This window comes from Dendronalium sp. ChiSLP03b (assembly GCF_034531165.2).
GTDB lineage: Bacteria > Cyanobacteriota > Cyanobacteriia > Cyanobacteriales > Nostocaceae > Dendronalium > Dendronalium minutum.
Window position 1 is genome coordinate 12,109 of sequence record NZ_JAVRBR020000007.1, and the last position, 25,081, is coordinate 37,189.

Sequence of the window (25,081 nt, forward strand, 5' to 3'; positions counted from 1 at the left end):
ATAGTAAAAGCCCTTTGTAACTACATAGGGCTTTTTAACTAATGTTTATTCTGGACAGTTAATTCTCGTTCTCAGCAGTAGAATCGCACTTTTTTCACGGTTATAGTCATTATTAATACAACTATTTCTGCTATTAAGGTACACATGGATCTACACTGCCAATTTCAAACTCACAAGCTCTAGAAACTGCTTCTGGAGGTAATTCATCAAAACTGACTAATTGTAAATAACTAGGATTAGCCATCAGTTCTTTTGCTAATAGGAAACCCGTAATTGACCAAGTTTGATATTTCCTGGCTTGTTTTCCAATTAGTCGCCCTTTTTTGCCATCGTAATACTCTGGCCATTCATCTTCGCCGAGACGTGCTTGGGCAATTTCAATAGCTTTTCTGGCCAGACTTGTTCTATTAGTTTTCACAGATGCGGCTGCCAGCATCCACATTAAAACTGGCCAACTTCCAGCATTATGGTACGACCAAGGTATATTTTTGGGGTCACATCCTGTAACAATTCTGTATTCTTCATCTTCTAAAGCTGGGAAACAAATTTTCATTGGCATATCTCCCACCAAGTCATCCCATCTATCCTCGATGAGAGTCATAATTGCTTGGGATTGTTCTTCAGTAGCAAGGTCGGAAACGATCGCCATCAAGTTACCAAGTGCAAAGAAGCGAGTATCTAGCTGGGATGGCCCGACATTACCTGCTAAATAACCGCCTTTTCTGGGCAGCCACTTATCTAATTCATAATAAGGAAGGGAGTCTACATATATATTGAATAGATTGACTGCTGTTTTACCATACTCTTCACTTTTGAAGCGATAAATTGCATTCAGACGATTAATATCTATCCAATAATGCTGACGAATGTGAGCGCATAACAGAGGCAAGCGGTTATCAATTGCTGCTACAACGTCTTGATTGCCTTGACAAATTAGCATTTCGCGGGCGGCACGCAATGCTGCATAAAATAAAACTTGTAATTCCAAAGGATGACCGTATATACCCATACGACGGTCAATCATGCAAGCACCATCTGGAACCAACAATGTTGGATACATATCGAAGCGGTTCGCCAAGCAGATTTCCATAATTAACCTGATACCTTTTTGGAATTCAGGTTGATGAGCTAGAGAAAAATCTTTTGTGGCGATCGCATAAGCACGTAGTAAAATAATCCACCACAGACATGAATCAACAGGTGTGACTCTGGCGATCGCATGTTCGCCAAAATCCGCTTCTAAATATTCTTGTCCGTTATTAGATACAACTTTGAAGCTAGCTGGTATTAACCCGCGTCCAGGTTTATAGGCATCTAATTGCCTTTCTTTAGGTTGTAACTTTAATGTTTCTTCTAAAAAATTGCGAACAATATCTGTTCTACCTTTGAGAAGAAAAATCAGGGCTGAAGAGACAAAATCACGAATAAAGCACTGATCGTAATTGAGCGCTTCTATAGATACATCATAGGCAGCGACAGTTCCAATGGGACGACCTTGATAGTAGATAATCGACCGCTCTAGCGCTTTCCACGCTCCTTCTTCTATATTTTCATCTGTTAGTAATTCATTTATTTGCATCGCTAGAGTAGCTCCATTGGGGGTGTTGATTTATGGTAGATTCGCCTTGATTATATGATTTTTGCTATTCTCAACATTACAAAGACTATTCTTTGAATAGCAAATATAAGTTGGGGAAATAGTCAAGTAAAACAGCTTGCAATGCTGATTTTTATCTTAATTAATTGGCTAGTATCCAATTAGTTTTTCGGAGAATTACAATTAACTACCTTTTCACTTCAAGCAATAAAATGATTTATAAAACAGTTATACTAGACATATTTTTAGTTGTTTGGAACTTTGCTTTACCAAACAAAAACATATCCTGTCACTATTTAAAGCTTGTGTGAAGATTAAACAACTTGTAGTATATTTACGTAACTAGGATTTAGTTTTTGAGACTAAAAATTTAATTATTCCCCTATAACTTAATAATTTATAACATTCTTTCAGAATATGCAATACGACTAATTAAAAAATTTAAGATGTCAATACTTCTAAAGGTGTGATATTTTATCCTATGTACTCATAAAAAGCAAAATTACTCAAGTTAGCTATAATTTGAGTGCGATCGCATTCTATATAGATATTCAGTAAATTAACTGCTATTTATGCCTTTTTTGGAAAATAACTATAACTTGCTGCACGAAGTTTTGGGATTTCTCTGTGGTTAGCTGCAAAGATATAGGATGAACGAACCACAGAGGAAGAGTGGATTTCAAGCTCGACTACATTAGTTGTTTGGGTTCTGTGAAAAAACGCCAGTGCTTTATTACTTTGTTCCACCCGACGATAATCGTGATTTCATTTTCAAGCAGTGGTACTCATCAAGATGAAACATCAAACATTTATACCGTGTTCACTATAAATACAGTATAATTGAGAACTCATGAGTCAGAATTCAGGAATCAAATAGTCTTTCTGCTTGGCTTTGAAACCTAGATTGTGTACTTAATTAACTTGAAATCCGCTGTAATTCTGTTGGACAGTAATTTTTCACCTCTAGTGGTCAATTGACCTTTTTTTCTTTGTTAACCAATAACCCACCAAAGCTGTCGCAATGGTGAGTAGACTGGCTACAACATTTGGATAAATAGTGATTCCGCCTAACTCTGGCTCTGAAATATTGCCAAGAACCGGATCGTTAAGAAAGCCATATGAAGTTCCTGGCCAGAATCCAGCAGCTATTAGCCCAATCCAGAACGCACTGCCGAGAAATGCGGCAAGAGTCATCGAAAAGCGATCAGTTACTGGACGAACTTTCAAAATCGCCAAAGCCGAACCACCCAATGAGATAGCGGCAAAAAACGACATGGCACAATGCAGCTTGGCATGTGGTAGCCATGCAGGGTTGTTCATATGACCATCTGCTAACACGATTGCATCAACACCGATGGGAACAATAAGAGTCGAAAGGGCCGCAGCAGTCAGAAACCATTTGGCAAGTTTTTCTTGATGCATATTAATTAATCGTAAATATCCTTTTGGTTTAGTTTGCCTACAAAGCTTTAATCTTTTGCTACTTAAGGCTAAAATGACTGCTGCAAAAAAACAATAACGCACCATTTGGTGCGTGGACTCAGCGAAATGATACGTGACTTTCCAGAACCGGATTTATTTACACTCAATTGTCCGACTCAACAAATTCTTGATGTCATTGCAGATAAGTGGAGCGTGATTGTACTATACTGTCTAGCCTACCGTTCGCGACGATACAACGATATCCAACGTCGCATTGAAGGAATTTCTCAAAAAGTTCTCACTCAAACTCTGCGTAAACTCGAAAAGCATGGGCTAGTAGAGCGTAAAGTTTTATCACAGATGCCTTTGAGTGTTGAATACTCTCTTACATCTTTGGGGGAAACACTAATTGAGCCGTTACTTGGGCTTGCTAGTTGGACAAGACAACACTTTTCTGAGGTTGTTATATCACGCAATCACTACGACCAGCAAAACTTAGGATAGTTTTTGATACGCTAGCCTTCATTCACTAGAACCGCAAAATCTCGAATTATGCCCCGCACCAGTTTTTAGAATTTATTAGGAGCTTGTCTTGCTATTGTTACACCCAATTATGGCTTAAGCCTGCTTCTGCTTTAATTTGGGCAATTGTTCTTTCGATAAAACTCAGGTCACTTTTAAGACTATGCATCCCTGTTGTTAGTTGCTCAAGCTGATTTTTCAAGTCGTCAGCACTTTGCTGCTGATTGTACTTGCGAGTCAATGCTTCACGAGCCAAATCCTCACGACCTTTTTTCATTGCTAATACAGCTATTTGATGCCATTTTTGGATTTCATTTTGAGCTTGCTTGTAATTTGCTTGCATCCTTTGTTTACTACCTTTAGCACTATGAATACTTTGTAGTATGCTCAGTTTTATCTAGTTGAGAGATTCAATAACTTTGTTTGGGTCATTAGTATCTTGACCTTCATTAAGAAGCCTCAACAAACCATATGCACCAAGTCCAACCACTGCACCAGCAGCGACAACAGGAGCCATGCCAATGCTAAAACCGCTTCCTGCTGCAAGTAATCCCATATTTCCAACAGTTGCAGAAACTCCAGCACCACCAACTACTCCTAGTCCTGCTGCACCCAAAACCAAAGGATCTTGGTTTTCTATTCCCTTCTTAGTGCCATAAGCAGCCATACCAGTAACCGCTCCTGTAGCGATCAAGTGAGGTGCGCCAATGCCAATAGCCGTTCCTGCGGCTGCTAATCCCATGCCACCCACTGTTTGAGAAACAACAGCACCAGTGGCTGCTCCTCCAGCAAGAAATGCTGTACTTTCTCCATATTTGAAATTACCTGCCATGTCATTCAAGTTTGTTTTGATGACGCGGCTGATGCGATCGCCTATTCCCATGATTATGTTTTCCTGCCTTTGCCTATTATTTAAATAAAAGTAATAAATAATACTAAAATTGAGTTTATCTTAGAACACTTTTGCCACTTCGTTAGAATTAATGAAATCTTGCTTTCTGTTATTAAACTTTGTGTAAAGTGCAGCCTTCCGCTATCTTAAGTTGTGAGTTAATAAATTGCGCTTAACATGACCTCGCTTTCTCCTCACAAAAAAGCCAAAGCCTTAAAACCCACTAGCCGTCGCCCTGCCAAGGAACTCTGTAGTGAGTGCGGACTTTGCGATACATATTATATTCACTATGTCAAGGAAGCCTGCGCTTTTATAAATCAGCAGATAGGCGAACTTGAAGCACAAGCGCACACGCGATCGCGCCATCTCGACAACCCCGATGAACTCTATTTCGGCGTTCACCAAGACATGATGGCAGCGCGCAAACAGCAGCCTATCGAAGGCGCACAATGGACGGGTATTGTCAGTAGTATTGCCATTGAAATGCTCAATCGCGGCATAGTTGAAGGTGTCGTCTGCGTACAAAACACCAAAGAAGACCGCTTTCAACCCATGCCTATTATTGCCCGGACTCCAGAAGAAATCTTGGCAGCACGAGTAAATAAACCGACGCTTTCGCCTAACCTTTCCATCTTGGAACAGGTAGAACAATCGGGGATGAAGCGATTATTGGTGATTGGTGTGGGTTGCCAAATCCAAGCATTACGAGCTGTAGAAAAACAACTTGGTTTAGAAAAGTTGTATGTTTTAGGTACACCTTGCGTAGATAACGTTACCCGCGCTGGACTACAAAAATTCTTAGAAACTACCAGCCGATCGCCTGAAACAGTGGTACATTATGAGTTCATGCAAGACTTTCGAGTTCACTTCAAACACGAGGATGGCTCAATTGAAACTGTACCTTTCTTTGGATTGAAGACTAATCAACTCAAAGATGTGTTTGCCCCGTCGTGTATGAGTTGCTTTGATTATGTCAACTCTCTGGCAGATTTAGTTGTTGGTTACATGGGTGCACCCTTCGGCTGGCAGTGGATTGTAGTTAGAAATGATACTGGAAAAGAAATGCTGGACTTGGTGAAAGACCAGTTAGATACTCAACCTGTGATGTCCCAAGGTAATCGCAAAGAAGCCGTACAGCAAAGTATTCCTGCGTATGATAAAGCAGTTACGCTCCCCATGTGGGCAGCAAAACTAATGGGGGTGGTAATTGAAAGAATTGGCCCCAAAGGTCTAGAGTATGCTCGATTTTCGATTGATTCTCACTTCACGCGTAATTACCTGTATGTGAAGCGGAATCATCCAGAGAAACTAGAGGCGCATGTGCCGGAGTATGCTAGGCGGATCGTCGGGCAGTATAAATTACCAGATTAAACTTTCATGCCAAGACGCAAAGAATTTCTTTGCGTCTTGGTTCATTTATCTAGACATACAAAAATCCTGTAGTGGTTTGTACAACTACAGGAAAAGTTAAGAGCATCAGAAAAAATTAATTGTTTTTTGATGGAATATTACTCAAAAGCCGATCGCGGATTGCGATTAGTTGTTCTTGTGTATTAACTGGACTCCTTGGCGCTGGCAGTTCGCTATTGGGCCAAGTAGGTATATCATTGCAGGGACACAACAAAGTCGGCATACCCACATTTCGCATAGCTACTGGCATATTGCAACGACTGCAAGGCGCTAATTCCCATGTTGGTGTCAGTAATTGGGCAATAGTTTCATGGGTGCCCTCAAGGTAACAGTCACCTGCTTCCGGCGAGAGAATCTTCTGCCAGCAAGCTTCAAATTCTTCACTGTAGCGATCGCCTTTTAGCACTGGCTGCGGCAAAAAGCTTGCCTTACCATTGCCCGTTACCACTTTCTTACCCAACTGAAACCAGTAGGCAAGATATTTTTTAACTTCTTGTTGAGTTGCCATACCACAATTCTAGATTTTAGATGGGCTACTTTTGCAATTGAATGCTTAATTTCGCATTAAGACTTTGGTACTGGTAATGGCGAACCAAGAATGCTGAGATTCAGTACATGACCGCCAGTGACTAAATAAACGGTATCGCAGATTGTACCTAACTGGCGCACTAAAGAACCCAAGCGATCGCGAAATTTCCGACCAAGAGGATAAGCTGGCACTACACCCCAACCTGTTTCTTCCGCGACAAATAGCATATCAGCAGCAACCAATTGCACCGTTTCTAAAAACTCAGAGAGTGTGTTTTCCCAAATTCCCTCATCTTCCTCTAAAGTATTAGCCACCCAAGTTCCCAAAGAATCTACCAAAAGGCAAGTATCTGGCTTGACATCAGCAAGAGTAGCAGATAATTTCACAGGTACAGAAAGTGTTGCCCAACCTTGGGGGCGGCGTTTTTGATGTTTTTGAATCCGTTGATGCCATTCTTCATCAGTTGGATTTTCGGTAGCTGTTGCCACGTAAACAACAGCTTTCCCCGATTGCATAGCCAGAGTTTCCGCCCATTCACTTTTACCGGAGCTTGCTGGCCCCGTGATTAGGATAACTTTACCCAAAGCTGTTTCCTTAGTATCTTTAATTAATTATGATTGCAATAATTGACGGAATTTCTTATTTCAAGCGTGAAATTGTTGGTCACAAATAACTTTTAAGAGATAAAATTAGCACCAGCATTGTTTATGCCAAAATTGGCAAAAGCTAAAAATCCTCACAACCCCATTTTGAATTATTCAATACTACTGGGGATAGTAAACTTCAGGTTATTTTTATGAAAGCAGGTATAAAACGTATTGAGGCAACTTTACACGATTTAGGGAATCGCAGTACAGATGAAGCCGAAGTAAGTGATTCTACGAAGCGACCTTTCTCCTTTAGGATTAGTGTTGGAGCAACGGAGGCATCAGGCAACGCTGACACTTTGGCTAATGAGGAAATAAACACACAAAGACAAATAGATGACCTGGGCACAGAGCCTCAAGGTAACTATACTCCTGAACAGAATATATTTCCTCACCACAGCCCTGAAGTACAGACCTTTCGCGCGCAAGATGATAGTAGTAAAACACCTAGCTTACCAAAGTTCAAAAATCCTACCTTTAGTAGTCATCGCCATGGAGCGAATCCAGCATTAGCAATAAATCTTTTACAAGAAATTCAAGAGCATGTCGCTGGTTGGCAGCTAGAGTTGCAAACAATTTTGCAGCAAATACAGGATATTTACTTAGAAGGCCCAATTGTCAATGGTTGGTTAGAATCCAATCCTCGCGAACCAGAACAGGGAGGAACTGCAACTTTACGCCATGCAGAAGTCGATCGCCTGATGGATTATGTGGAAGAAATTTGTACAAACGGCGGGCAAGTATCTTATAAATCTTCGCGTGCAGGTTATCGCCTCTGCGGTTTGGATACTTCTGGTAAAGTCTGGTCCCGTCCATGTCCGCCGGAGCAAGTACCTACTGTGAGTATGGCAATTGCCCGTCACCAAAAGTTACGTCAACTCTTGGGACGCAAGCAATACTTGGAAACTCGTCTTAGTCAATTGGCTGAAACTCTAGTGGTTTTACACAGTCACATCCAACAAGCTTAAAGTTTTCAAGAGTATTTCCGAAAAATCTCGGTTGGTGAGTGAGGAATTTTTGGTATAGATTAGCCCTCAGCAGGCGTTAGTAAGATTCGGGATTTTAATCTCAAATCCAAAGTCCGTCTTGAAAAGTTTGTTACGGAGGGAAACCCTCCTGACACGCCAGTTCGTTCAAGTCGGGAAACCTACCCACACGACTGGCTCAACTTTTCACCAAATCCAAAATTAAATTTATGTCAGACACCCAAATCTCTGCCATTATCTGTACTCACAATCGAGATACCTATTTAGGTGCGGCGATTGATAGCCTGTTGGCGCAGGATTTTGCGGCTGACTTTGAAGTTATAGTCGTGGATAATGGTTCGAGCGATCGCACTCGTGAAGTTGTAGAACAAAGAGCCAGCAATCCCCGCTTGAAGTATGTCTTTGAACCTACCATCGGTTTATCTGTGGCTCGCAATACTGGTGCAAGAGTTGCAACTACTGAAATTCTCGCTTATTTAGATGATGATGCAGTCGCCAGCACTCACTGGTTGCAAGTTTTGGATTCTGCCTTTAAAAATAACTCTAAACTAGCGATCGCAGGTGGCAAGGTAACACTCTTGTGGCCCCAAGGCATTCAACAGCCACTGTGGCTCTCTCCGGGACTAGCTGGAAATTTGGGAGCATACGACTTAGGCGAGAGCAGCATCTACATCAAACAACCTTCTTTGACTCCCAGAGGCTTGAATTACTGTTTAAGGCGCAGTTTTCTCGAAGAAATTGGTGGTTTCGATCCTCATCTTGGTCGAGTGGGAAAAAACTTACTATCCAATGAAGAACTACAAATGACCGAGTTTGCCTTAGAGCGTAATTGGCAAGTTGCTTATCTTCCCGAAGCTTTAGTGGCTCACAATGTCGCCCCAGAACGCCTGAAACGCTCCTGGTTTTTAAATAGAGGCTGGTGGCAAGGTATCAGTGAATGCTATCGCGAACAACTTGCTGGTAGAGCTGGTATTGGTCAGTTGCTTCGGGGTAGCGAACGATTTTTGCGTGGCTTATATAAGGCATTGCAATATATTTCTGACCCAGCTGAACGCTTTGACAAACTTGTGTATGCCTATGGGCAAGTGGGTTACTTAAATGCTGCCCTTCAAGGTCTGCTGTCTACATCCAATAAAAAATAAAAAATAATAACTTATATGTCAGCCAAAATACCAGTTTCCGTACTCATTCCAGCAAAAAACGAAGAAGCAAATTTGCCTGCCTGTCTCGCTAGCGTCAGTAGAGCGGATGAAGTATTTATCGTAGATTCTCAAAGTACTGATAAGAGTGCCGATATTGCTAAAATTTACGGCGCAAATATCGTACAATTCAGCTTCAATGGTCGCTGGCCGAAAAAGAAAAATTGGTCTTTAGATAATCTACCTTTCCGTAATGAATGGGTGTTAATTGTAGATTGTGATGAACGCATTACTCCTGAATTGTGGGAAGAAATTGCCCAAGCAATTCAAGATGATGAACATACAGGTTACTATCTCAACCGCCGCGTATTTTTCTTAGGAAAATGGATTCGCCACGGTGGTAAATATCCCGATTGGAATCTGCGTTTATTTAAGCATCAACAAGGTCGTTACGAAAACCTGAATACAGAAGATATTCCCAACACAGGCGACAACGAAGTTCACGAACACGTTATTTTACAGGGCAAAGTTGGATATCTGAAAAATGATATGCTCCATGAAGACTTCCGCGACCTTTACCACTGGTTAGAAAGACATAATCGCTATTCAAATTGGGAAGCCCGTGTTTATTTTAATCTGCTCACAGGTCAAGGTGACAGCGGTACTATTGGTGCAAATTTATTTGGTGATGCAGTGCAGCGCAAGCGCTTTTTGAAAAAAGTGTGGGTACATCTGCCATTTAAACCATTTTTGCGATTTATTTTGTTCTACATTATTCAGCGCGGTTTTTTAGATGGCAAAGCTGGATATATCTATGCACGCCTACTCAGTCAATACGAATATCAAATTGGAGTCAAACTTTACGAATTACGCAGTTGTGGTGGCAAGCTCAACACTACAAAAACTTCTCAACCTGTGCCATCGTCCCTAACTCAGGAAATTGGACAAACAGTTAGTTAGAAGAAATGAGGAAGCAGAGGGGTAACAGGGGCAAGGAGAGAATAATAATTCCTGACAACGTTTAAAACCATATTCAATCCAGTTTCTTAAACTATAAAGTTGCTAAAATTTCTCTACAAAATTTTATCTAGCGCCATATATCACTAACCATTTTGGTAATATTGTTTCCAACCAATTTAGGACTCAGTGAAGAGAAATTTAGCAACTTTTTTAATAACTTTTACCAGGGCGTAAGTCCTGTAAATAAATAATCGGTGCAGTCAACCTACACCGATATCTATAATATGCGTACAATTTAACTCTAATTGCACTCAACATTTCCCTCATGCCAATGCTGAAGCTTGGGGTTTGGCAAAAATCATTCTTCCTGCTGAGGTTTGCAAAGCACTAGTGACTACCACCCGTAATTCACCACCCACATAGCTGCTGCCTTCCTCGACAACAACCATTGTGCCATCGTCTAGGTAGCCAATGCCTTGGCTGGGTTCTTTGCCTTCTTTGAGTATTTTCAGGTCAAGATTGTCACCTGGTAAATAGGTGGGACGGACGGCATTCACTAGGTCATTAACATTTAAAACAGGTACTTTTTGTACGCTAGCAACTTTCGACAAATTGTAGTCATTAGTTAACAGTGTGCCGCTGATTTCTTGGGCAAAGCGCACTAATTTCGCATCCACCGTAGAAATATCTTCGTAGTCAACTGGGTTAATCAAGATGCGATCGGGGTAAGCTTCCTTAATACGGTTGAGAATTTCTAGCCCCCGCCGTCCTCGCACCCGCTTTTGGTCTTTGCTGGCATCGGCTACTTGCTGCAACTCTTGCAAAACAAACTGTGGCACGATAATTTGCCCTTCTAGAAAACCTGTTTCTAGTAGTGCTTCAATCCGACCATCAATAATACAGCTAGTGTCTAAAACTTTGGTATTAGCAGGTTTAAGCGTGCCTTCTACTACCATTGTTTCTACGGTATTAGGATTAATGAACCGCAATAAGCCTCGCCCGTGGGTATCCGCCAAATTCATGCCAGTTACGGCAAGTATAATACTGCCGACAACTGCCACTAACGGCTTAATAAAGCTAAAATCCGCTGGAATGGGAAGTAAAAATAATGGGGCTAACATTAAGTTAGCTAATAACAGCCCAATCACTAACCCAATAGCGCGGGTTAAGATCACTTCTAGAGGTAATTCTCGGACTTGTGACTCCAGGCGACGATATGTCGTTTGAAAACTCAGTCCGACGGCACCACCAATAATGGCGGCAAAGACAGCAACAATTAAGCGTAAAGCTTCCAGGTTTGTCACCCGGTCTAAAGCGCCATTGGGTAGTAGTTCAGTGCTATAGAACCCTATTCCCGCTGCTGCTAGGATAAATGAGATAATAATGATGGCATCAAGCATGGTTGTCTTGTTTTCCTGCGAATGTGTTACCTGATAAATAAAGCCAAGTATTTTTTATGTTCTCGATTAGAGAGATTTATCAATATTGACTTACATTAGGGTTTTAAGCAGGCAATATCTGCAAATATTATAACCAAAGTGTTTTCTCTTAATATTTTTCATGATTTTGTTGTAAAACGATAAAAACTTGTAAATAAAGTACTAATTTTCATTGTTTGTAATTCTCTCTTGAGTTAATTAATTCTTTCTCATAATGAGTCAAAAAGTTAATATTTCGGGCATTGCAAGTTCTGCTTATATACATATTCCCTTTTGCAGACGGCGGTGCTTCTATTGTGATTTTCCCGTGTTTGTAGTGGGCGATCGCTCGCGGGGTGAAACATCTGGTACTATCTCCCAATATGTTGAGGTGCTGTGTCAAGAAATTGCCATTACACCAGCTTTTGGTCAACCCCTTAAGACTATTTTCTTCGGTGGTGGTACTCCTTCACTACTCTCGATAGAGCAGTTGCAAAGTATCCTAGGAGCTATAGAACAGCACTTTGGTATTGCTTCGGGAGCAGAAATTTCTATGGAAATGGACCCAGGCACATTCGATTTAGCGCATATAGCAGGCTATCGCAGCGCGGGTGTGAACCGGGTAAGTTTGGGCGTACAAGCGTTTCAGGAAGAATTGTTAAAAATTGCTGGGCGATCGCACTCAGTTGTGGATATTCTTGCAGCTGTGGAATTAATCCACCAAGTAGAGATTCCCGAATTTAGTATAGACTTGATTTCGGGGTTGCCGCATCAGTCTTTAGACCAATGGCAGGATTCTCTAGATAAAGCTGTAGCGTTGGCATCGACTCACATATCTATATATGACCTCACAATTGAACCAGGAACAGCTTTTGGTCGTTACTACAAACCTGGTGACAGTCCTTTGCCAACGGATGAAACCACAGTCAAAATGTACCAGATGGGGCAACAAGTTCTGACTGGTGCAGGGTATAAACATTATGAAATTTCTAATTATGCCCAACCCGGCCATCAGTGTCGGCATAATCGGGTTTATTGGGAAAATCGTCCCTATTATGGCTTTGGCATGGGTGCGGCTAGTTATGTAGATGGGAAACGCTTTACTCGTCCTCGTAAGACTCAAGAGTATTATCGATGGGTGCAAGATTTGATTGCCAATGGCGGTGTAATTGATTGGGAAGTGACACTACCAGAGGAAATTTTGTTAGAAACCTTAATGTTGGGGTTGCGTTTAGCAGAAGGTTTGAATTTAGCTGATTTAGTAGAGAAATTTGGCGAACAAAAGGTGAAGGAGATTCACAAATGTTTGCGATCGCATTTTGAGAAAGGTTGGGTAGAAATCGTAGAGGGAAGGTTGCGCTTGTGCGATCCCGATGGTTTTTTGTTTTCTAATGTAGTCTTGGCAGAGTTGTTCAGCCATTTGGGGTGATTTGTCAGTTGTTAGTTGCTATACGATCGCTGAACAATGACCACTGACAAATCACCCTAAGATTAAATCGGCAAGCGATTAATATCTTTGTTGCAACCTATAACTACCATCGCTGAACCGCGTTCTAGACGATTGGTAGGTTCAGGATTAATTTTAAATTTGCCGTCCTGACTCACAGCTAATAAATTCAAACCATAACGGTTACGAAGTTGAAGTTCGGCGACCGTTTTGCCATGAAATTCATCAGGTACAATTAACTCGACAATACTGTTATCTGGGTCGAGGTCGAATCGATCTAAGATGGATGGTTTGGTGAGCGTTCGCGCTAAAGCACAACCAGCCTCGTATTCAGGAAACACAACATGGTCTGCTCCTACTCGTTTTAACAACTTTCGGTGAACTTCGCTAGAAGCTTTAGCAACTACATGGGGTACACCACCCTCTTTAACATTTAAAGTGGTGATGATGCTTTCTTGAATGTAGTTACCAATTGCGACAATTACTGTATCAAATTCAAAAATTCCAGCTTCTTTGAGCGCACCTGGTTCGGTTGAGTCTAGTTGTAAAGCATGACCAACTATCTCGTCATTCAATGCTTCTGATACTCGCTTTTCATCAATATCGGTTGCTAGCACTTGGTAACCTAATCTGCTCAGTGTTGAACAGACGGATCTACCAAAACGACCTAACCCAATTACAGCAAATTGCTGGTTATCTTTACGCAAACTGCGAAAAAACCCTAACGATGACAGATTCACAGTTACTATCCTTATAAGATTCCCTGTATTTAGGGCAAAAAACAGTTAAATCGAATTATTAAAAGTTTTATTTTTTGCCTACTCATTTATATTTTATCAGTTTAGGTTCTATAGCAGTCCAATCTGATTTGTGAAAAATGCTTTTTTAACGAATACAAAGAACGCAAAGGAAGAAGAAACAGGAAAGCAGGGAGATAGAAAAGATTATCTCAGCCAAAATGCAAAATTAATTCATTGAGAAAAATAAAGTCAATTACTTTATAGTGTCTTTTCTTTTAACTTTTGCATGAGTGCTTTTTTAGTTCCCCGTTTGCTTTGGTCTTTACAGGAGAAAAGGGTAAACTATCCGACAAGTAAATTTTCCTCAGGATAGTGAATCCTGCTGGGACGAGGGTCTCCTAATACAGCAGCCATCAGTAGTAAAACACCTACTCTTCCCATATACATTGTGGCAATTAAGATAAGTTTTGCTGCTACAGAGATACTTGCTGTAATGCCTGTAGAAAGACCTACCGTAGCAAAAGCTGATACCACTTCAAACAAAATCTGAATAAAATCTAATTCTGGATCTGTTAAAGCAATTAAAAGTGTGGCAAATATTACGGTAGCTACGGAACCCACTAAAACACCAACAGCTTTTAAAATTAAAGATATTGCTATCTTCCGGTCATACAATAAAACTTCTTCTTTACCTTGAAGAATTGCTTTAGTACAACTGGTAAGAACTCTTAGAGTCGTAGTTTTGATGCCGCCTCCAGTACCGCCTGGACTTGCACCAATAAACATGAGTGCAATTGTGATAAATAAACCAGCGGTGGTCATTTTGCCAATATCAATAGTGTTAAAGCCAGCGGTTCTAGGAGTAACTGATTGAAACCAAGCCACTAATAACTGGTCTTTGAAAGCGAGTGAGCCAAATGTTTCAGGATTTCTTACCTCTATACATAAAAATGCAATTGTACCCAATACTAAAAGTATTAATGTTGTACTAGTTGCAACTTTAAAGTCTAGTGAAAAAACTAAACAGACTTTTTGCTTCAGCAGGCGATCGCGCAACCAAACATACATTTCTAAAATTACTTGATACCCGATTCCTCCAAAGATAATTAAAAATGTCACAGTTAAAACTACTAAAAAAGATGACTGATATCCGATTAAGTTATCTTTAAACAGACTAAAGCCTGCATTATTCCAAGAATTAACGCTATGAAAAATCGCTAACCAAAGTCCTTTATTCCAACCATATTCAGGAACAAATGCTGGCAGCAGTAAAAATATTCCTGTAATTTCAAAAATTAATGTTGTGGCAATAATTGAGCGGATAACTTGGGCGCTACCATGCATTCCTGGTCGGTCTAAAGATTGTTGAATGGCTATTTTTTGTCGCAGGTCAAACTTACGTCCAATCAGTAGAATCAGAAAGGTTGTGCTGGTCATGTAGCCCAAACCGCCAATCTGAACCAACAGTGTCATAAACAACTGACCCCAAAAGGAAAAATAAGTACCGGGATCGACCACCGATAAACCAGTAACACAAACAGCGGATGTCGAGGTGAACAGCGCCACAATTGGGTCGTTCCAACTACCATCACTAGTCGAGAAAGGCATCATCAGCAGAATGGTTCCTACAGTGATGACAGCTAGAAATCCTAGACAAACTGTGCGAGAAACAGTCATAAGTAATTCGTAATTCGTAATTCGTAATTAAGAAAGTTAGATTTAATCTGGGTTTCCACCTCTTAAATATATGTAGGCTTTTTTTGGATAATTGGCATAAATGAGTAAGAGCAGCTTAATTTAGGTAAGATTGACAAGTTTTCTCCATGAGAAGAAATCTCGGTTTACCTTTCCTGGAACCAAAAACATCCTTATCTAATTAAAAACACACATGGTACCCTACCAGTATGTTGATTTAAATTTTGCTTTGTCTTAACACTGCTTTCTTCATGAGTGCAACACTTTACCAGCAAATTCAGCAGTTTTACGATGCTTCCTCTGGGCTGTGGGAGCAGATTTGGGGCGAACACATGCACCACGGCTACTACGGGGTCGATGGTAGCCAGAAAAAAGACCGCCGTCAGGCTCAAATTGATTTAATTGAAGAACTACTTAATTGGGCTGGGGTACAGACAGCGGAGAATATTCTCGATGTCGGTTGCGGTATTGGCGGCAGTTCTTTATATCTAGCAGGTAAGTTTAATGCTAGAGCAACGGGGATCACTTTGAGTCCCGTCCAAGCCGCTAGAGCCACAGAACGCGCCCAGGATGCTGGTTTGAGTGCTAGAAGTCACTTCCAGGTGGCAGATGCTCAAGCAATGCCTTTTGCTGACAATTCTTTTGACTTGGTTTGGTCTTTGGAAAGTGGCGAACACATGCCAGATAAAACCAAGTTCATGCAGGAGTGTTACCGAGTATTGAAACCGGGCGGCACTTTGATTATGGTGACTTGGTGTCATCGACCTAATGATGAGATACCACTGACAACAGATGAACAAAAACACTTGCAGGATATTTATCGGGTGTATTGTTTGCCTTATGTGATTTCGTTGCCAGAGTATGAAAGAATTGCCCGTCAACTACCATTAAAAAATATCCGCACTGCTGATTGGTCGCAGGCTGTTGCCCCTTTTTGGAATGTGGTGATTGATTCAGCGTTCACTCCCCAGGCGATTTTTGGGTTGTTGCAAGCTGGTTGGAGTACGATTCAAGGAGCGTTATCCCTGGGGTTGATGCGTCGCGGTTATCAGCGCGGGTTAATTCGATTTGGTTTGCTGTGCGGGAATAAGTAGGAGGTAATTCGTAATTCGTAATTCGTAATTCGTAATTCGTAATTCGTAATTCGTAAAATCAGATTTTATTAGGGTTTGAAGATTTGCATCTGTAGTTTCATTTTGGATTTTGGAAAGTTGGTATAACGCGCAAATATCTTTTTTCCATTTTCCACTTCCCACTCCTTATTCCTCTTCTCATACCAAACTTTCCAAATATGTATTGTTTTATTAAGAGAGTAGCAGATATCCTGCATTCAGCCTTGTTCTGTGTGTCTTAAATTACGAATTACGAATTACGAATTACGAATTATCTTGTCCGTAACAACTGCACGAATGTATTACTCACTGTATTGTCTTTAGTATCTGCGGCGTATTGAATCAACTTTTCCCGCAGTTCTTTGGCTGCATCTAAGGGGAGTAAGGTTGCTAGTAAGAAATAAACGCCGCGAAATCGCGGATCGCCCATTCTATCAACTAATAGTCCTTCGGCTGCATCAGTTTCGCCCAGAAAGTTTTGCACTAAGAAGAAATCCATGATTTTATCGTGGCGGAAGTACCATTCTTTCTTGGCTTCGCCTTTTTCATCTTGCCACTGACGGCTGACTACCATCTTGTATTTTTCGTCTGACAAAGACATGGCGACTTGATAAAATTCGTCTGCGGGTAAGGCTTGTTTGTCTTGGAGTCGCATTTCGTAGACAGCGGCTGAGAATTTCTTTAAGGGAAATTCTTGATTCCATTCTTTGAGGTATTCTGCCGCCATTAAATTGTATTGCTGTTCTTGCAGGCGAAATAAATTAGGGTGTTTGCCTTGTGATAACATCAGCGCTACCACTGTTAGATCCATTGGATTGGAAAGAATTCGGCGCACAGCATCTAACTCTTCTTTGGCTTGTTGCTTGAGGACTTCTGTTAAATAATTGGTGCAGGCTTTTTCGTAATCAGCCCCTTGAACTTGGGCATCTTTGGGTAGTCGCGGCTGACGGGATATCAAAAACTCTTGAATTTGTTGTTGCTCAAGGGGTTGCAAGTAGTATATTTTTGCTGTTGAGGGTGGTGTCCACTCTAGGGGCTGGGTAGTCATAATAATGTTGCCCCGGAAATAGCTTTCGACAAACTGGCAGATTTTTGCCCGTGTGTCGGCGGTGACTTCGTTAAGTCCGTCGATGCAGATGTCAATTGCACCACTGTAAATCAGGTTTTTCAGGAAGTCGGCATCTTGTGCTTGCCCGTGTAGTTTGTCTTGGATGGCTTCAATTACGCCTTTATGACATTTCTGGGCGGGGAGATAAACGACGATGCGCTCTTGGTTTTGTAATAGATGGCGGAGAAACATCGACTTGCCTAAGCCGGAATCACCTTCTAAGATAATTTGTCCTTTGATACTGGGTAGGGCTGCGGTAACTGGAAAGATGTCTCCTGAACCGGGAACTTTGACTTTAGATGGGAAGTACGATTGGTCATGAAAATTATCTAAGCCAGCATCGGCTAATAGGGAAGATTTGAATGGTTCAAATAATTTGCGCCGGAACAAAGGAACCCAGGTGAGGAGAAAGCCGACATAGCCCACGCCTAAAATGCGTCTTACCCAAGGGTTCCAGAAGAAGACGGCTTGGACTTGGGGAAATTTGGGGTAGGCAAAGATGAGGGCAAGCCAAAAGGTAATGTGAGCGAGGATGGTGATTCTGGCTTTAAAAAACCACTGCCAATATTCCAGATTATTAATTACTGACTGTAGTGTATCAGCATGGGTGGAGTTAATTTTTTTGAGGTTGCTGTAGTGAGTTTGCAATAAGTTAATATCTTGTGCTTTCCAAAGAATTTGTTTGTTGGCAGCGACTTCAGAAATTTGCTGTGCTAAATCTTTTCTTAATTGATCTAGTTCTTGGCTGGGTTCCCAGGCTTGGCGAAAGATTAAGAGTGTTTTTACACCTTCAGTGTGTGTCAGCTTATCGGGAGTTGTTTTTGGTCTGCCTAGCCATGTGAGCAAAATTTTTACTTCATCAGTGCCGCCACCAAGGAAATAAGTTAAAAATCGCCACTGTGCAAATTCTGATTGACCTGCATAATAGACGCTATCCAGAATTACAACAATATTATTTAAGTTGAGTTGTTCTATTTTCCCCAATGCCACTGCTACACCGAAACGAACATTAGCATCAACGGATTTATCCTTAAGGAAGTCGAGGATGTCTTTGACGTAGGGTTTAGCTGCCTCCCCCAGATTTCCCAATGCCGATGCTGCACCGGAACGAACATCAGCATCAACGGATTTATCCTTAAGGATGTCAGCGATGTCTTTGACGTAGGGTCTAGCTGCCTCTTCCAGATTTCCCAATGCCGATGCTGCACCGGAACGAACATCAGCGTCAACGGATTTATCCTTGAGGATGTTGGCAGCTTTCTGAGCAATTACCTCCGGTTTGTGAATTACCGCTTTCAAATTTTGCAAATCATATTCATTGAATTCCTCAAAAGCAAGTTTCTTCACTCCGTTATATTTATCATCAAGGGCAGCAACGATACCGTTAATTTGCCATGCTTCTGGCTTAGGCTTGGGCTGTTCTTTAGCACTTACCCAAGGGAGAGAGAGGAAGAGAGTTAGGAGTAGGGTGAAACAGAAAAGGAAAAAGAGCGATCGCTTGCTGCTGTAGCGGGGTATCGTGAGCATAATTGGGGGCACGGTGGCAGATTACACGCGGCTATCGGTATAATACCAAGCCTGCAATTGCTAATTCCTGATTCTTAATTGAGAAAGTCAGGCAGATTTGATGTTAATCTTTGCTCACGAGTATCAAAGACTGTCCCGCAAGTATTAAAGACTCGTCCATGAGTATCAAAGACTCATCCACGAGTATTAAAGACTCTCGCGCGAGTATCAAAGACTCATCCACGAGTACCAAAGACTCTCGCGCGAGTATCAAACACTCTCCCGCAAGTATTAAAGACTCGTCCACGAGTATCAAAAACTCTCGCGTGAATATCAAAGACTCGTTTACGAGTATTAAAGACTCTCGCGTGAATATCAAAGGCTCATAGTCGAGTATTAAAGACTCTTGCAGAAGTTCAGCAAACACAAAGGGGAAAAGATAACTTTTCCCCTTTCATCCTTCCGCAATCTCTAGCAAAGTTTACAGCCTATGAACCAGAATTAGTTTTAGCAGGTTTACTCTTCATAGCTTTAAAACGATCGCCCAATTGTTGAGCAAGACTTTTTAACCCTGGAGTTTTTTTAGCAGCAGTCTTGACATAATCATATACTGTCAAACTACTACCCATTGCTTCACTGCCCACTGCCATGAGAGTATCATCTACTTGTTCTGTGAGTTGGCGCAGTCCAATCAAAAGTTCGGTAAGCGTGGTTGCTAATTGATAATCCCGCACAAACTCATCTAAATCAAAGCTGGCTGGTAAAATTTCTCGGTTAGTCTGGGCAGCAGTCAAACTATTGTTGACAAAAGCGAGGCTTTTATCGCCCATCTTAAATAACTTGCGTCGTTCTTCCACACTTAAAGTCACGAGAAAAGGTAACTTTGCTTGAATAGTCGCAAAGGCAGCTTTAATTTCTTGGACATCTTCTGGGGAAAGTGAGGCGGTAATGTTTTGGTAAGCCATTAGTTCTTTACCGTAGAGAATTTTTGTTATGATTCCCACTGGTAAAAGCGATCGCACAATCTTTTGGGAGTAGAGAATGGGGTTATCTAAGAGCGATCGCTTTGATTAAATGCACTCACTCTAGCCATAAGCTTAAATATAGTTAGCTAGTTAGCGATCGCCACTATTTGACTTCTCAGTGATGATTCTTATTATCTTTAACAGTTTATGTTAAATAAATTCTCTAACCGTGATGAGTTGATAGCTTATCTGCGCGAACAGTTTCCCACAGCAGCACAAAGAAGCGATCGCATCAGTGATACTGTAGGGGGACGCAAAGCAGCCGAAGAAGCACTGCAAAAAGTAGATTCGGCAACCTACGCCAAAACACGTAACTTTTTAACAGGTACTGTAACCCGACTTTCGCCTTACATCCGCTATGGAGTTTTAAGCTTGCGAGAAATTCGGGATTATGTGCTTGACAACGTACAGCAACCAGATGAAGCTACTAAACTAATTAACGAATTAGGCTGGCGTGACTATTGGCAGCGGTTATATATCAAGCTAGGCAATGGTATCTGGCAAGACCAAGAAGAATACAAAACAGGTTACACCCAAAAAGACTACGCAGCAGATTTACCGCAGGATATCAAAGAAGGCAACACAGGCCGAGTTTGCATCGATAGCTTCAGCCGCGATTTGCAAGAAACAGGCTACCTGCACAATCATGCCCGCTTGTGGCTAGCCGCTTACATTGTGCATTGGCGACACATTCGTTGGCAAGCCGGAGCCAAATGGTTTCTCGAACATCTGCTAGATGGCGATCCTGCTAGTAATAATATGTCATGGCAGTGGGTTGCCAGCACCTTCAGCCACAAGCCCTACTTTTTCAACCGTGAGAATTTAGAACGCTACACCAAAGGCGTTTATTGCCAGAAATGTCCTCTATACGGTCATTGTGACTTTGAAGGAAGTTATGAAGAATTAGAACAAAAACTGTTTCCCAACGGCGAATTTACTAAACAAGCCAATAGCCAAAGTTGGCAACGCGGGAAGAGAGGGAAGAGGAGATAAATCAATTAAAAATTAAAAATGTAAAATTAAAAATTAAATTTATCATTTTTAATTTTTAATTAGAGCGAAGCGAATGACTAAACCAATTGTTTGGATACATGGAGACTGCCTCAGTCCATACAATCCCGCACTGCAAGAATACCCGGATGCACCAGCCATTTGGGTTTGGGATGATGCTTTGATAGAGGAATGGCAACTGAGTCTCAAACGCCTCACGTTTATCTATGAATGCTTATTAGAGTTACCAGTTGTCATTCATCGTGGTAATGTAGCGCAAGAAATTTTAGCCTTTGCCCAAGAACATCAAGCCGATTTAGTTGTGACAGCAGATAGTCCCAGTCCCCGATTTGATGATATCTGCGACGAAATCGAGCGTTCTTTAGCAATCGAAGTCCTAGAAGTGGAACCATTTTTTGATTACGATGGCTATATTGACCTAAAACGGTTCTCACGCTATTGGAAAGTGGCTGAGAAACATGTTTTTGAATAATTTACTTTGCTAATGATATTTTCCCAACTGCATAAAATTTTAATCACTCCTATTAACGAAACATCCTCTAAATACTACTTCAATAAATCAGTTTTATTCTGGTTAACTATAAGTCTTCTATTTGCAATTTTTTACGGAATCCTAGGATTACAAAAAGCCTTTAGAGGAGAGTATGTTGCTCAGGATGACGCACGAGAATACATATTCTGGATGCAGCGATTCGCCGATCCAGAATTACTACCAAATGATTTGATGGCAGATTATTTTCAATCGATTACGCCATTTGGATATACTGTTGTTTATAAATTGATGGCTAGTCTCGGCATTTATCCTTTATTGCTGAGTAAAATTTTGCCTATTGTCCTAGGATTAATTATTACTATTTACTGCTTTTGGCTGTGTTTCGAGATTTTTCCAGTGCCAATTGCTGGATTTATTAGTACTTTGCTGCTCAATCAGAGTCTTTGGTTCAAAAGTGACTTAGTTTCTGCAACACCTAAATCTTTTGTATATCCTTTATTATTAGCATTTCTGTACTATTTATTGCGCGAATCTTGGCTAATAATTTGTCTAATAGTTGTGCTAGAAGGACTTTTTTATCCTCCACTACTATTGATTTCTCTAGGTATTTTGTTTATTCGGTTGCGGAGTAATTATTTTTGGCTAGTAGCTATCTTAGGATTGGCGTTTATAGTGATGTTGCCATATGCTTTAACTTCCTCTGAGTTTGGGCCAGTTGTCACTGCCTCTCAAGCTGTAAAAATGCCAGAATTCTGGCCAGGAGGACGGCATCCGTTTTTTGATACTAATCCTTGGCGATTTTGGCTGATTGGTCAACATAGCGGGATATTACCACCGTTAATGCCTCCCCTGATTTGGTTAGGATTGTTTTTGCCAATGGTATTGCGAGATGTATCGCGCTTTCCCTTGGTCAATTTGGTTAAGAGTCAAGTCAACATATTGCCGCAGATAATCGTAGTATCCTTGACTCTGTTTTTTGCTGCCCATGCTTTCTTCTTAAAACTGTTTTTCCCTACCCGATATACAATTCATTCTCTGCGAATTGTAATGGCTATTGCCGCTGCGATCGCTTTAACTGTCATATTAGATAATTTTTTCCGTACTTATCAGCAAAAATGTAGAGTTTGGCAATTAGCGTTAACAGTCACTCTAGCCTTTATACTCGTTCTGTACCCTAATTTTTCGGGACGTTTTCCAACAACCGATTACAGGCAATCTGGAGAATCAGCCCTTTACAAATTTCTGCAACAGCAATCTAAAGACAGCCTAATTGCCAGTCTTTCTGATGAGGCTGATAACATTCCGACTTTTGGTCAAAGGTCTATTTTTGTGAGTAGAGAATACGCGCTTCCTTTCCATCTCGGCTACTATTCTCCAATTCGCCAACGCACTATTGATTTAATTCGCGCTCAATATAGTCCAAATTTGGCAGCAGCAAAACAATTAATTCAAAAATACGGAGTAGATTTCTGGCTGCTGGAACGCACCGCTTTTAAACTTGAATATTTGACTCAAAAAAGTTGGCTGAAAAGTTTTCAACCAGTGTTTACAGAAGCTGTCAGTAGCTTGGAACACGGGACTACTCCTGCATTAGCAAAGCTGACATCCCACTGTTCTGTTTTAGAGACACAGAACTTTATCGTGTTAAAAGCAGACTGTATTTTGACACTCCACGGCTATGAAAACAACCAAGACCGCTCATTTTCACAAAAAGCCGTGGGATTCTTGGACTGAACTTGCCTCCAAACAAGTTCCAAGTCCCAAAATTCATTTGTGGAATTACCCACACCCTTTGGGATGAAATTGCCCAGTGTGCAATATTACTTCCCCATGATCTGGAACCCAGGCTAGCCATTCATCTGCTGAAACCGGACACAATAACAGTGCTTCGTCAAAACTAAAGGGGCTGGGTAGTTCCAGAAGCTTTACCCAAGTTGAGACTAAAAAATCCTGGACTAAATCTTTGGCATAACATTTGCTCAACCAATCCAGATTCTGCTTTCTTGCCGACATAGCAAAATCTGGTCTATCAGAATCTAGTTTCATAGCTTTGTATTAGCCTTAACCGATGGGCTAATCTAAAATTATTTCTGTAACTAAGACTACAAAATCATAATCATTTTGAAAAGTGACTGTTTTATAACTTTACGTAAGCTAAGGGAAGAAGGCACGGGGCAGAGGAGCAGGGGGAGCAGAAGGGCAGAGGGGGAGTAGGGGAGGCAGGGGAGAATAACACTGACCAATTACCAATCCCCAATTGCTACTGACAACTAACTCCTAACTCACTCAGAACTAGCTGTAAGTGTTTGCATATATTGCAAGCCAGACCAGAAGTGGCGCAGCTGGCTGTAGACTGGCAAATAGATAGCATTTTCAACGAGAACATGTCATTTACTTCCATCCCCTCGCTGCGAGAACAACAATATCCCTTAGTTCGTCAGTTAGCTGATTGTATTGAGACAGCTTGGCATAAGCACCTGGATCTGTCGCCTTACCATTTGCCAACTGAGTTGGGGTATGTGGAAGGTAGACTAGAGGGCGAGAAACTGACAATTGAAAATCGCTGCTATCAAACACCCCAATTCCGTAAAATGCACTTGGAACTGGCAAAAATAGGAAATATGCTGGATATTTTGCACTGCGTCATGTTTCCTCGGCCAGAGTACGATTTGCCGATGTTTGGTTGCGATCTAGTTGGAGGCAGAGGTCAAATTAGCGCTGCGATCGCCGACTTATCTCCTGTCAATTTAGATCGCGCTTTACCAGAATCCTATAAGGCTGAACTAACGGCACTGAGGGCACTGAACTTTTCTCAACCCCGCGAATTACCTGAATGGGGGCATATCTTCTCAGATTTTTGCATCTTTATTCGCCCCAGTTCCCCCCAAGAAGAAAAGATGTTTCTTAAGCGCGTGCAGGATTTTTTAGAAATTCACTGTACCCAAGCGATCGCCTCTAGTCCCGTTTCACACGAACAAACGCTAAAAATTCTCGCAGGACAACGCAACTACTGCACCAAACAGCAGCAAAACGATAAAACTCGCCGAGTGCTAGAAAAAGCCTTCGGTCAAGATTGGGCAGAAAACTACATGACCACAGTATTGTTTGACCTCCCAGACTAAAGAAGTCAGTAGTTAGGGGTAGAGACGCGATTATACTCTTACGAGAAGCCGCTCTTACGAGCGTCTACGCGTCTGTGCAAGAGTTAGGAGTAGAGACGCGATTAATCGCGTCTGTGCAAGAGTTAGGAGTTAAGAATTATTCTCCCCCTGCCCCTCTGCCCCTCACAAGTGTAGGTTTTTAATCAAGCAATGAGTAATGACTATAAAACTAACGCTCTAATCATCATTTCTTCTACCCCTACACCCTTACACCCCCACACCCTTACACCCTAAAACCAGGGTTTTAGGAACAAAACGTAA

23 protein-coding genes are annotated in these 25,081 nt (G+C 41.4%); 11 read left to right on the forward strand and 12 right to left on the reverse strand.

Annotated elements, in window-relative coordinates; translation table 11 throughout:
* Positions 1–133: 133 nt before the first annotated feature.
* Positions 134–1,579, reverse strand: coding sequence for a glycoside hydrolase 100 family protein (locus RMY31_RS01180; protein WP_322665799.1), 1,446 nt, complete (start codon positions 1,577–1,579; stop codon positions 134–136).
* Between the two features lie 981 nt (positions 1,580–2,560).
* A complete protein-coding gene (locus RMY31_RS01185; RefSeq protein ID WP_322665801.1) occupies positions 2,561–3,124 on the reverse strand; it encodes a hypothetical protein in 564 nt (187 codons plus the stop codon).
* Positions 3,125–3,145: 21 nt separating this feature from the next.
* Here RMY31_RS01185 and RMY31_RS01190 point away from each other — a divergent pair, with 21 nt between their 5' ends.
* A complete protein-coding gene (locus RMY31_RS01190; protein WP_322665803.1) occupies positions 3,146–3,523 on the forward strand; it encodes a helix-turn-helix domain-containing protein in 378 nt (125 codons plus the stop codon).
* A 97-nt stretch (positions 3,524–3,620) separates the two neighbouring features.
* Here the strand turns inward: RMY31_RS01190 and RMY31_RS01195 are convergent, their stop codons facing one another.
* A complete protein-coding gene (locus RMY31_RS01195; RefSeq protein WP_322665830.1) occupies positions 3,621–3,938 on the reverse strand; it encodes a PspA/IM30 family protein in 318 nt (105 codons plus the stop codon).
* The gene (locus tag RMY31_RS01200; RefSeq protein ID WP_322665805.1) at positions 3,939–4,424 is read right to left on the reverse strand and encodes a hypothetical protein; all 486 of its coding nucleotides are present in this window, start codon (positions 4,422–4,424) and stop codon (positions 3,939–3,941) included. It abuts the gene before it with no gap.
* Between the two features lie 186 nt (positions 4,425–4,610).
* Between RMY31_RS01200 and RMY31_RS01205 the strand changes: the two genes are divergently transcribed.
* On the forward strand, positions 4,611–5,804 hold the full coding sequence (locus RMY31_RS01205; protein WP_322665807.1) for a Coenzyme F420 hydrogenase/dehydrogenase, beta subunit C-terminal domain: 1,194 nt from the start codon (positions 4,611–4,613) through the stop codon (positions 5,802–5,804).
* Positions 5,805–5,919: 115 nt separating this feature from the next.
* Here RMY31_RS01205 and RMY31_RS01210 read toward each other — a convergent pair whose 3' ends face one another.
* Positions 5,920–6,351: a hypothetical protein gene (locus tag RMY31_RS01210; protein WP_322665809.1), complete on the reverse strand. Its 432-nt coding sequence runs from the start codon at positions 6,349–6,351 to the stop codon at positions 5,920–5,922.
* A 56-nt stretch (positions 6,352–6,407) separates the two neighbouring features.
* Positions 6,408–6,956 carry a bifunctional adenosylcobinamide kinase/adenosylcobinamide-phosphate guanylyltransferase gene (gene cobU / locus RMY31_RS01215; protein WP_322665811.1) on the reverse strand — a complete coding sequence of 183 codons (549 nt, stop codon included), beginning with the start codon at positions 6,954–6,956 and terminating at the stop codon, positions 6,408–6,410.
* Between the two features lie 212 nt (positions 6,957–7,168).
* On the opposite strand from cobU, the gene RMY31_RS01220 reads away from it, so the two are divergent.
* The 3 genes from RMY31_RS01220 to RMY31_RS01230 all read left to right on the forward strand — a co-directional run bounded on the left by RMY31_RS01220 (position 7,169) and on the right by RMY31_RS01230 (position 10,104).
* On the forward strand, positions 7,169–7,987 hold the full coding sequence (locus RMY31_RS01220) for a hypothetical protein (RefSeq protein WP_322665813.1): 819 nt from the start codon (positions 7,169–7,171) through the stop codon (positions 7,985–7,987).
* A gap of 227 nt (positions 7,988–8,214) precedes the next feature.
* Complete coding sequence (locus tag RMY31_RS01225) at positions 8,215–9,147, forward strand: glycosyltransferase (RefSeq protein ID WP_322665815.1); 933 nt, start codon at positions 8,215–8,217, stop codon at positions 9,145–9,147.
* 15 nt (positions 9,148–9,162) lie between these two features.
* Positions 9,163–10,104 (forward strand): glycosyltransferase family 2 protein, encoded by a 942-nt coding sequence (locus RMY31_RS01230; RefSeq protein WP_322665817.1) that lies wholly within the window; start codon positions 9,163–9,165, stop codon positions 10,102–10,104.
* Between the two features lie 323 nt (positions 10,105–10,427).
* Here RMY31_RS01230 and RMY31_RS01235 read toward each other — a convergent pair whose 3' ends face one another.
* Positions 10,428–11,504 carry a PIN/TRAM domain-containing protein gene (locus RMY31_RS01235; protein WP_322665819.1) on the reverse strand — a complete coding sequence of 359 codons (1,077 nt, stop codon included), beginning with the start codon at positions 11,502–11,504 and terminating at the stop codon, positions 10,428–10,430.
* Between the two features lie 253 nt (positions 11,505–11,757).
* On the opposite strand from RMY31_RS01235, the gene hemW reads away from it, so the two are divergent.
* Positions 11,758–12,951, forward strand: a complete 1,194-nt coding sequence (hemW, locus tag RMY31_RS01240; protein WP_322665822.1) for a radical SAM family heme chaperone HemW — start codon at positions 11,758–11,760, stop codon at positions 12,949–12,951.
* 62 nt (positions 12,952–13,013) lie between these two features.
* Here hemW and RMY31_RS01245 read toward each other — a convergent pair whose 3' ends face one another.
* Both RMY31_RS01245 and RMY31_RS01250 read right to left on the reverse strand, forming a co-directional pair.
* On the reverse strand, positions 13,014–13,709 hold the full coding sequence (locus tag RMY31_RS01245) for a TrkA family potassium uptake protein (RefSeq protein ID WP_322665824.1): 696 nt from the start codon (positions 13,707–13,709) through the stop codon (positions 13,014–13,016).
* Positions 13,710–14,051: 342 nt separating this feature from the next.
* The gene (locus RMY31_RS01250) at positions 14,052–15,386 is read right to left on the reverse strand and encodes a TrkH family potassium uptake protein (protein ID WP_322665826.1); all 1,335 of its coding nucleotides are present in this window, start codon (positions 15,384–15,386) and stop codon (positions 14,052–14,054) included.
* A gap of 269 nt (positions 15,387–15,655) precedes the next feature.
* On the opposite strand from RMY31_RS01250, the gene RMY31_RS01255 reads away from it, so the two are divergent.
* Entirely contained in the window at positions 15,656–16,498 is an 843-nt protein-coding gene (locus RMY31_RS01255) for a methyltransferase domain-containing protein (protein WP_322665828.1), read from the forward strand.
* Between the two features lie 289 nt (positions 16,499–16,787).
* Here the strand turns inward: RMY31_RS01255 and RMY31_RS01260 are convergent, their stop codons facing one another.
* Both RMY31_RS01260 and RMY31_RS01265 read right to left on the reverse strand, forming a co-directional pair.
* Positions 16,788–19,151 (reverse strand): hypothetical protein, encoded by a 2,364-nt coding sequence (locus RMY31_RS01260; RefSeq protein ID WP_409877050.1) that lies wholly within the window; start codon positions 19,149–19,151, stop codon positions 16,788–16,790.
* Positions 19,152–19,618: 467 nt separating this feature from the next.
* Positions 19,619–20,095: a hypothetical protein gene (locus tag RMY31_RS01265; RefSeq protein WP_322667095.1), complete on the reverse strand. Its 477-nt coding sequence runs from the start codon at positions 20,093–20,095 to the stop codon at positions 19,619–19,621.
* A gap of 207 nt (positions 20,096–20,302) precedes the next feature.
* On the opposite strand from RMY31_RS01265, the gene RMY31_RS01270 reads away from it, so the two are divergent.
* The 3 genes from RMY31_RS01270 (at position 20,303) to RMY31_RS01280 (ending at position 23,393) form a co-directional block, all read left to right on the forward strand.
* Positions 20,303–21,148, forward strand: a complete 846-nt coding sequence (locus RMY31_RS01270; RefSeq protein ID WP_322667076.1) for an FAD-binding domain-containing protein — start codon at positions 20,303–20,305, stop codon at positions 21,146–21,148.
* A gap of 73 nt (positions 21,149–21,221) precedes the next feature.
* A complete protein-coding gene (locus RMY31_RS01275) occupies positions 21,222–21,638 on the forward strand; it encodes a hypothetical protein (RefSeq protein WP_322667077.1) in 417 nt (138 codons plus the stop codon).
* 12 nt (positions 21,639–21,650) lie between these two features.
* Positions 21,651–23,393, forward strand: a complete 1,743-nt coding sequence (locus tag RMY31_RS01280) for a hypothetical protein (protein WP_322667080.1) — start codon at positions 21,651–21,653, stop codon at positions 23,391–23,393.
* A 45-nt stretch (positions 23,394–23,438) separates the two neighbouring features.
* Here RMY31_RS01280 and RMY31_RS01285 read toward each other — a convergent pair whose 3' ends face one another.
* Entirely contained in the window at positions 23,439–23,705 is a 267-nt protein-coding gene (locus RMY31_RS01285) for a hypothetical protein (RefSeq protein ID WP_322667082.1), read from the reverse strand.
* Between the two features lie 338 nt (positions 23,706–24,043).
* Here RMY31_RS01285 and RMY31_RS01290 point away from each other — a divergent pair, with 338 nt between their 5' ends.
* Positions 24,044–24,781 (forward strand): phycocyanobilin:ferredoxin oxidoreductase, encoded by a 738-nt coding sequence (locus RMY31_RS01290; protein WP_322667097.1) that lies wholly within the window; start codon positions 24,044–24,046, stop codon positions 24,779–24,781.
* Positions 24,782–25,081 lie beyond the last annotated feature (300 nt).

Excerpts from the sequence above, each read along its gene's own strand:
- RMY31_RS01270 (WP_322667076.1), top strand. The coding sequence starts at position 20,303 with ATGTTAAATAAATTCTCTAACCGTGATGAGTTGATAGCTTATCTGCGC.
- RMY31_RS01190 (WP_322665803.1), top strand. The coding sequence starts at position 3,146 with ATGATACGTGACTTTCCAGAACCGGATTTATTTACACTCAATTGTCCG.
- RMY31_RS01250 (WP_322665826.1), bottom strand. The coding sequence starts at position 15,386 with ATGACTGTTTCTCGCACAGTTTGTCTAGGATTTCTAGCTGTCATCACT.
- RMY31_RS01255 (WP_322665828.1), top strand. The coding sequence starts at position 15,656 with ATGAGTGCAACACTTTACCAGCAAATTCAGCAGTTTTACGATGCTTCC.
- RMY31_RS01280 (WP_322667080.1), top strand. The coding sequence starts at position 21,651 with ATGATATTTTCCCAACTGCATAAAATTTTAATCACTCCTATTAACGAA.
- RMY31_RS01275 (WP_322667077.1), top strand. The coding sequence starts at position 21,222 with ATGACTAAACCAATTGTTTGGATACATGGAGACTGCCTCAGTCCATAC.
- RMY31_RS01235 (WP_322665819.1), bottom strand. The coding sequence starts at position 11,504 with ATGCTTGATGCCATCATTATTATCTCATTTATCCTAGCAGCAGCGGGA.
- RMY31_RS01285 (WP_322667082.1), bottom strand. The coding sequence starts at position 23,705 with ATGAAACTAGATTCTGATAGACCAGATTTTGCTATGTCGGCAAGAAAG.
- RMY31_RS01265 (WP_322667095.1), bottom strand. The coding sequence starts at position 20,095 with ATGGCTTACCAAAACATTACCGCCTCACTTTCCCCAGAAGATGTCCAA.
- RMY31_RS01210 (WP_322665809.1), bottom strand. The coding sequence starts at position 6,351 with ATGGCAACTCAACAAGAAGTTAAAAAATATCTTGCCTACTGGTTTCAG.
- RMY31_RS01180 (WP_322665799.1), bottom strand. The coding sequence starts at position 1,579 with ATGCAAATAAATGAATTACTAACAGATGAAAATATAGAAGAAGGAGCG.
- RMY31_RS01185 (WP_322665801.1), bottom strand. The coding sequence starts at position 3,124 with ATGGTGCGTTATTGTTTTTTTGCAGCAGTCATTTTAGCCTTAAGTAGC.
- RMY31_RS01260 (WP_409877050.1), bottom strand. The coding sequence starts at position 19,151 with ATGCTCACGATACCCCGCTACAGCAGCAAGCGATCGCTCTTTTTCCTT.
- RMY31_RS01290 (WP_322667097.1), top strand. The coding sequence starts at position 24,044 with ATGTCATTTACTTCCATCCCCTCGCTGCGAGAACAACAATATCCCTTA.
- RMY31_RS01205 (WP_322665807.1), top strand. The coding sequence starts at position 4,611 with ATGACCTCGCTTTCTCCTCACAAAAAAGCCAAAGCCTTAAAACCCACT.
- hemW (WP_322665822.1), top strand. The coding sequence starts at position 11,758 with ATGAGTCAAAAAGTTAATATTTCGGGCATTGCAAGTTCTGCTTATATA.
- RMY31_RS01230 (WP_322665817.1), top strand. The coding sequence starts at position 9,163 with ATGTCAGCCAAAATACCAGTTTCCGTACTCATTCCAGCAAAAAACGAA.
- RMY31_RS01225 (WP_322665815.1), top strand. The coding sequence starts at position 8,215 with ATGTCAGACACCCAAATCTCTGCCATTATCTGTACTCACAATCGAGAT.
- RMY31_RS01200 (WP_322665805.1), bottom strand. The coding sequence starts at position 4,424 with ATGGGAATAGGCGATCGCATCAGCCGCGTCATCAAAACAAACTTGAAT.
- RMY31_RS01220 (WP_322665813.1), top strand. The coding sequence starts at position 7,169 with ATGAAAGCAGGTATAAAACGTATTGAGGCAACTTTACACGATTTAGGG.